General features: G+C 73.2%; 7 protein-coding genes. 5 read left to right on the top strand and 2 right to left on the bottom strand.

Going from position 1 to position 6,233, the window contains the following annotated elements:
• The 3 genes from VMI11_14340 to VMI11_14330 form a co-directional block, all read left to right on the top strand.
• Window positions 1-240: 4-alpha-glucanotransferase (locus VMI11_14340; protein HTY73575.1), on the top strand; the 240-nt coding region annotated here is incomplete at its 5' end.
• 21 nt (window positions 241-261) lie between these two features.
• The gene (locus VMI11_14335) at window positions 262-630 is read left to right on the top strand and encodes a hypothetical protein (GenBank protein ID HTY73574.1); all 369 of its coding nucleotides are present in this window, start codon (window positions 262-264) and stop codon (window positions 628-630) included.
• Window positions 617-1,009, top strand: coding sequence for a DUF5130 family protein (locus tag VMI11_14330; protein ID HTY73573.1), 393 nt, complete (start codon window positions 617-619; stop codon window positions 1,007-1,009). The genes VMI11_14335 and VMI11_14330 overlap by 14 nt, the downstream gene beginning before the upstream one ends.
• A gap of 76 nt (window positions 1,010-1,085) precedes the next feature.
• On the opposite strand, the gene VMI11_14325 is transcribed toward VMI11_14330, so the two are convergent.
• Window positions 1,086-2,030, bottom strand: a complete 945-nt coding sequence (locus tag VMI11_14325) for a hypothetical protein (protein HTY73572.1) — start codon at window positions 2,028-2,030, stop codon at window positions 1,086-1,088.
• Between the two features lie 228 nt (window positions 2,031-2,258).
• The gene (pepN, locus tag VMI11_14320) at window positions 2,259-4,808 is read right to left on the bottom strand and encodes an aminopeptidase N (protein HTY73571.1); all 2,550 of its coding nucleotides are present in this window, start codon (window positions 4,806-4,808) and stop codon (window positions 2,259-2,261) included.
• A gap of 95 nt (window positions 4,809-4,903) precedes the next feature.
• Here pepN and VMI11_14315 point away from each other — a divergent pair, with 95 nt between their 5' ends.
• Both VMI11_14315 and VMI11_14310 read left to right on the top strand, forming a co-directional pair.
• Window positions 4,904-5,530 carry a DsbA family protein gene (locus VMI11_14315; protein HTY73570.1) on the top strand — a complete coding sequence of 209 codons (627 nt, stop codon included), beginning with the start codon at window positions 4,904-4,906 and terminating at the stop codon, window positions 5,528-5,530.
• Window positions 5,531-5,555: 25 nt separating this feature from the next.
• Window positions 5,556-6,233: DNA-formamidopyrimidine glycosylase family protein (locus VMI11_14310; GenBank protein HTY73569.1), on the top strand; the 678-nt coding region annotated here is incomplete at its 3' end.

Here is a 6,233-nt window from a genome sequence, read left to right as displayed (position 1 = left end):
GACGAGGACGTCGTGGTTGCGATGCACCGCTTCCTCGCACGCACGCCGGCCCGGCTGCTCGGCGTCGCGGTGACCGACCTCGTGGGTGATCGGAGGGCGGTCAACCAGCCCGGCACCGACCAGGAGTACCCCAACTGGCGGGTCCCGGTGACCGACGGGCTCGGCCGCCCGGTCCTGCTCGAGGACCTGCCCTCGGCGCCGCTGCTCGACCCGCTCACCCGTGCCCTGCGCGAGCGGTGAGCCTGGCTAGGCTGTGCGCTCGTGAGGACCGCCTGGCGGGCGCTGGTTGTCGCGAGCGCCGTACCGCTGTCACTGCTCGTGACCTCCCCGGCCTTCGCGAGTGCCCACCACTCCGACGGCGAGGACCCCGGCTCGGGGATGGATCTCGGGACCGCGCTGCTGGTCTTCGTCGGCATCCCGGCGCTGGTGATCCTCGTGATCTGGCTGCTCGCGGCCGCACCCTCCATCGCGCGCGGGCCGCGGTATCGGCCCGGGCTGTCGTGGTGGGCGACGCCGGAGTGGTTCAACGGGCCCGACTGGTTCGGCGGGCCGCGCGAGGAGGAGTCGATGGCGGCCGTGACGCCGCAGGACGCGACGCTGGCCGGGGGAGGCAGCAGTGCCCGCTGGTGAGGCCTTCTCGCTGACCCAGCGGGTCAGCCTCGAGCGGGCGATCAAGAGCGCCGAGTCCCAGAGCGGGCTCGGCTTCTCCGTGTACGTCGGCCCGCTCGGCGACGACGTACGGGCGAGGGCCCGGTCGCTGCACGCCGCCGTCCCGGGCGACACGGCGCGCCTCGTGCTCGTCGCGGTGGACGTGGCCGGGCGTCGGGTGGAGATCGTCACCGGCAGCCAGGCCCACCTCGAGCTCGACGACGCCTCCTGCGGCCTGGCCGCCCTGTCGATGACGACCAGCTTCGGCGCGGGCGACCTGGTCGGCGGGATCGTCGACGGTCTCACCGTCCTCGCCGAGCACGCACGCCACCCGCGCATCCTGCACACCGACCAGCCCTGACCCGCGGGGCGCCGGACTCCGGTCACGTTGTCAGACGTCTCGTGCGCCCGAGCGCCCATGTCGCCTGACAACTCACTCAGGCCGCGTGGCGACGCAGCTGCGGGGGGTCCACCTGGAGCGCTCGCGCGACGCGGCGGGCAACGTCCGCCGGGTCGACGTAGATCGCGGGGGAGGCGATCCGTACGACGAGAGCGTCCTCCGCGATCGCCAGGTCGGTCTGCCGGTCCATGTCGTCCCACCAGTTCAGCGGCGTGAGGTGCACGGCCCCGTCGATCTCGACGTGGACCACGCGGCCGTCGGCGCGCCGGAACCACACGTCGAGGTAGCGGGTACGCCCTGAGGCGTCGATCCGCCGCACCTGGCGTACCGGCTCGGGCAGCCCATAGCGGCGGCACAGGACGGCGAAGTCGATCTCCGAGAGCGCCTGCGCCCCGCCCTCGATGTCGTGGAGGGTCTTCTCGATCAGCCTGGCCCGCGTGATGCGCCCGGCGACGGCCAGCTCGGCCCGGAGCTGATCCACGGTGACGATGCCCTGCTGCACAGCGGCGGCGAGCGCGGCCAACCCCACACGGGTCTTGGTCGACCAGCTCGCCAGGTCCAGGACGGCTCGTGCCGCCCGCACCTGCGGCAGCGGCGTCCCTTGGCGTCGATCGTCGGCGTGCAGCCGACGAGACTCGTGCACCCTCATCCACGGCAGCGCGCGGATCCGGTGCCCCCGGGGGACCACCACGTGCACGGCGTCGACGGTGAACCCGGTCAGGCCGGCCGCCTCGGCGGCCGTCCAGGCGGCGAGCATCGAGCCGGGGCCGAGGTGGAACACGGCGACCCACCACCGGGCCTGCCGGGTCAGCTGTCCCCGGTGGACCACCACCGCGTGACCGACCAGCCGCCACCGGCGCGCGCGCACCGCGTCGCGGACCTGGTGGCGGGAGACACCGAGCTCGCGCAGCTGGGCTCGGCTGACGACGCCGTCCTGGGTGGCGGCGAGAGAGTCGATGAGTCCGAGTGGAGTGGCGGCCATGCCCTCGATGGTGGCCCGCCACACGAGGTCCCCGTGGTCACCGTCCACAGGGGAAATCGAGCCCGACCCAGCGGGCCCGGGAGCGGAGCGGGTTGTCAGGCAGCTCGTGCGCTCTGGCGCCCGAAACGTCTGACAGCTCACGTGCGGCGGGGGAGCCCGACCCCGTTGTCAGGCAGTTCGTGCGCTTGGGCGCCCGAAACGTCTGACAGCGCGTGCCCGGACTCCGGGTCAGGCGCGGTCGGCGGCGCGAGCGCGCAGGGCTCGCTCGACGCCGTCGCGGCCCTCGGCGACCAGCCGGGCCAGCGCCGGGGGTACGTCGGGGTCGGCGAGGAACGCGTTCGCCGCGTCCACGGTCTCCTGCTCGACGAACTGGCCCGGGAACAGGCCCATCGCGAGGTTGCTCGCCATCTCGAGGGTGCGCGTGCGCCAGACCTCGGTGATGGTCGAGAAGTATCGCTCGACGTAGGGCCGCAGGAGCTCGGGCTGGGTCGGGTCGGAGAAGCCGAGGATGGTCGCCATCTGCAGGGCGTTGGGCAGCTCGTCGGCCTCCATCACCTGCCGCCACGCGTACGCCTTCGCCTCCGGCGTCGGCCGTGCGGCTCGCACCGTGGCGGCCTGCCGCTGGCCGTTGGCCGTCGCGTCGCGCTGGAGCTCGGCGTTGATCGCCGCGTCCCCGAGGCGGCCCTTCTGGACGAGGCGGCGCAGGAGGGCCCAGCGCACGTCGGCGTCGACGACCAGCCCGGGTATCACCTCCGAGCCGTCGAGGATCCGGCCCAGCAGATCCAGCTCCTCCGGCGTCGACGCCACGCCGGTGAGCGCGCGTGCGTAGGCGAGCTGCAGGTCGCTGCCCGTCTCGGCCGCGTGCAGCAGCGCCACCAGCGACGCGGCGAGGTCGTGGCGGGAGGCCCCGGCGTGCGAGGGGTCGACGTAGAGGTCGATCGCCGCCGTGGCCTGCCGCAGCACCGTCTGGACGGTCGTGATGTCGCCCTCCCCGCCGACCCCGTTCGCGACGAGGGTGACGAAGTCGCGCGGGCGCATCTCGGCGTCCCTGGCCATGTCCCACGCGGCGCTCCAGCACAGCGCCCGGGCCAGGGAGGACTCGAGGCGGGCCAGGTCGGAGGTCAGCGTCGCCAGTGAGCGGGCGTCCAGCCGGATCTTCGCGAAGGTGAGGTCGTCGTCGTTGAGCAGCAGCAGGTCGGGCTCGGCCTCGCCGAGCAGCTCCGGGACGCTCGTACGGGCGCCCTCGACGTCGAGCTCGACGCGGCGGCGGCGGACGAGGGCGTCCCCGACCCGGTCGTACAGGCCGATCGCGAGCCGGTGCGAGCGCAGCGTCGGGTGCTCCCGCGGCGCCTCCTGCACCACCGCGACCTCGGTGTAGGTCCCGTCCGCGGCGAGGGTCGTCTCGGGCAGCAGCGTGTTGCAGCCGGCGGTCTCCAGCCAATCCTTCGACCACACGGTGAGGTCTCGTCCTGACGTCGCCTCCAGCTCGACCAGCAGGTCGGCGAGAGTCGTGTTCCCCCAGGCGTGCTTGTCGAAGTACGCGCGCAGCCCCGCCATGAACTCCTCGAGGCCGACCCAGGCCACGAGCTGGCGAAGCACGGACGCGCCCTTGGCGTAGGTGATCCCGTCGAAGTTGGCCTTGACCGTCTCGATGTCCGGGGCGTCGGCCACGATCGGGTGCGTCGAGGGCAGCTGGTCCTGGCGGTACCCCCAAGCCTTGCGTCCGGTCGCGAAGGAGGTCCACGACGTGCGGAAGCGGGTGGCCTCCGCCGCGGAGTGGTAGGCCATGAACTCCGCGAAGGACTCGTTGAGCCACAGGTCGTCCCACCAGCGCATGGTCACGAGGTCGCCGAACCACATGTGCGCCATCTCGTGCAGCAACGTGTTCGCGCGGGTGTCCCGCAGCGCATCCGTGACCCGGCTGCGGAAGACGAAGTAGTCCTCGTGGAAGGTCACGCACCCCGAGTTCTCCATCGCCCCGGCGTTGAACTCCGCGACGCCCACCTGGTCGTACTTGGTGAACGGGTAGCGCCGGCCGAACTGGTCCTCGAAGAACGCGAAGCCCTGCTGGGTCAGCTCGACCAGCTCGCCGGCGTCGAGGTACTGGCCCAGCGAGGCGCGGCAGTAGAAGCCCAGCGGGATGCTCGAGCCGTCCGGGCGGACGTAGGTGTCGGTGATCCCGAAGAACGGGCCCGCGCAGATCGCGGTGATGTAGGTCGCGACGCGGGGGGTCGGCGCGAACCGGGTCCGCCGTACGCCCTCCCGCAGCGCCTCCGTCCCGGCGACGGGCTCGTTGGACAGCACGGTCCAGTGGGCGGGCGCGTCCACGGTGAAGGAGACCGCTGCCTTGAGGTCGGGCTGGTCGAAGCAGGCGAAGACCCGGTGCGCCTCGTTCGCCTCGAACTGCGTGTAGAGGTAGACCTCGCTGTCGACCGGGTCGACGAAGCGGTGCATCCCCTCCCCGGTGTGCATGTAGAGGCAGTCCGCGACGACCCGCAGCTCGTTGTCGGCGGCCAGCCCGTCGATGCGAAGGCCCCCCTCCGCGGCCTGCGCCGCCGGGTCGAGGTCGGCGCCGTTGAGCGTCAGTGAGCGGACCGCCTCGGCCGTCAGGTCGATGCGCACGGCGGCACCGGGCTCGCCGCAGCGGAACCGGACCAGGGTGTCGGAGACGAAGGTCTTCTCGCCGGTCGTGAAGTCCAGCCGAACCTCGTAGGTGTCGACGTCGAGCAGCCGGGCGCGCTCGCGCGCCTCGTCACGGGTCAGGTTCAGGCCGGTCACCCCTGAACGCTAGACGAAAGGCCGCGCTGCACGCGCGGGGACCGGTGCTTAGGATGGGTAGAAAGTTGCGTATTCAAAGATCGGGAGCGCCGGCCATGGCCACCACCACGACGACCGCGGACTTCTGGTTCGACCCGCTGTGCCCCTGGGCGTGGGTCACCTCGCGCTGGATGCTGGAGGTCGAGCAGGTACGTCCCGTCCGGGTGCGCTGGCACGTCATGAGCCTCGCGGTGCTCAACGAGGGCCGCGACCTGCCGGAGTCCTACCGCCGGTTCCTCGACAGCGCCTGGGGCCCGGTCCGCGTGTTCGAGGCGGCCGCCGTCGAGCACGGCGAGGACGTGCTGCTCCCGCTCTACACCGCGTTCGGGACCCGCTACCACGTCCAGGGCGACGAGCGGCCGGAGGCCATGGCCGCGATCGCGGAGGCGCTGCGCGAGGTCGGCCTCCCCGAGCAGCTGATCGCCGCCGCCGACGGGGACGCCTACGACGCGGCACTTCGGGCCTCGCACCGCGCCGGGATGGACCCGGTGGGCCAGGACGTGGGAACCCCGGTCATCCACGTGGACGGGGCGGCGTTCTTCGGCCCGGTGGTGACCCCGCCGCCGCGAGGCGAGGCCGCCGGGCGGCTCTGGGACGGTGTCCGCCTCGTCGCGGGCACGGACGGCTTCTTCGAGATCAAGCGGTCCCGGGACCGCCACCCGCTGGAGGAGCCGGCTGCCTGAGGCTGGCTGAGGTTGGATGGCGCGCGTGCCCGAGGGCCACACCATCCGCCGGCTGGCGCTCGAGCACGCTCGCGTGTTCGCCGGCGAGCCGCTTCGGGTCAGCAGCCCGCAGGGCCGCTTCGCCGGGGCCCAGCTCGTCGACGGCCGGGAGCTGCGGGGTACCGACGCCTACGGCAAGCACCTGTTCTACGTCTTCGCGGACGACCGGCTGGTGCACGTCCACCTCGGGCTCTACGGCTCGTTCACGCTCGGGCCGCTGCCCGCGCCGCAGCCGCGGGGCCTGGTCCGGATGCGCCTGGTCGGCCAGACCCACTGGGCGGACCTGCGGGGACCGGGAGCCTGCGAGGTCGTCGACCCCGCGCAGGCCGCCGCGCTGACGGCGCGGCTCGGCCCCGACCCGCTGCGCGCCGACGGCGACCCCGAGCGGGCGTGGGCGCGGCTGCATCGCAGCCGCCAGCCGGTCGCGGGGCTGCTCATGGAGCAGACCGTGCTCGCGGGGGTGGGCAACGTCTATCGCGCGGAGGTGCTGTTCCGGGCCCGTCTCGATCCGTTCACCCCGGGCCGCGAGGTGGCGCGGGAGCGGTGGGAGGCGCTCTGGGCGGACCTGGTCCGGCTGATGCGGGCGGGCGTGCGCACCGGACGCATCGTCACGACCGCTCCGGAGCACCGCACCCGCCGAGGACCCGTGCGCGCCGAGGACGCC

The organism is Actinomycetes bacterium, assembly GCA_035506535.1.
Classification (GTDB): Bacteria; Actinomycetota; Actinomycetes; order DATJPE01; family DATJPE01; genus DATJPE01.
Note: the sequence above shows the minus strand (reverse complement) of the source record. Positions and strands in the feature narration are given on the sequence as shown.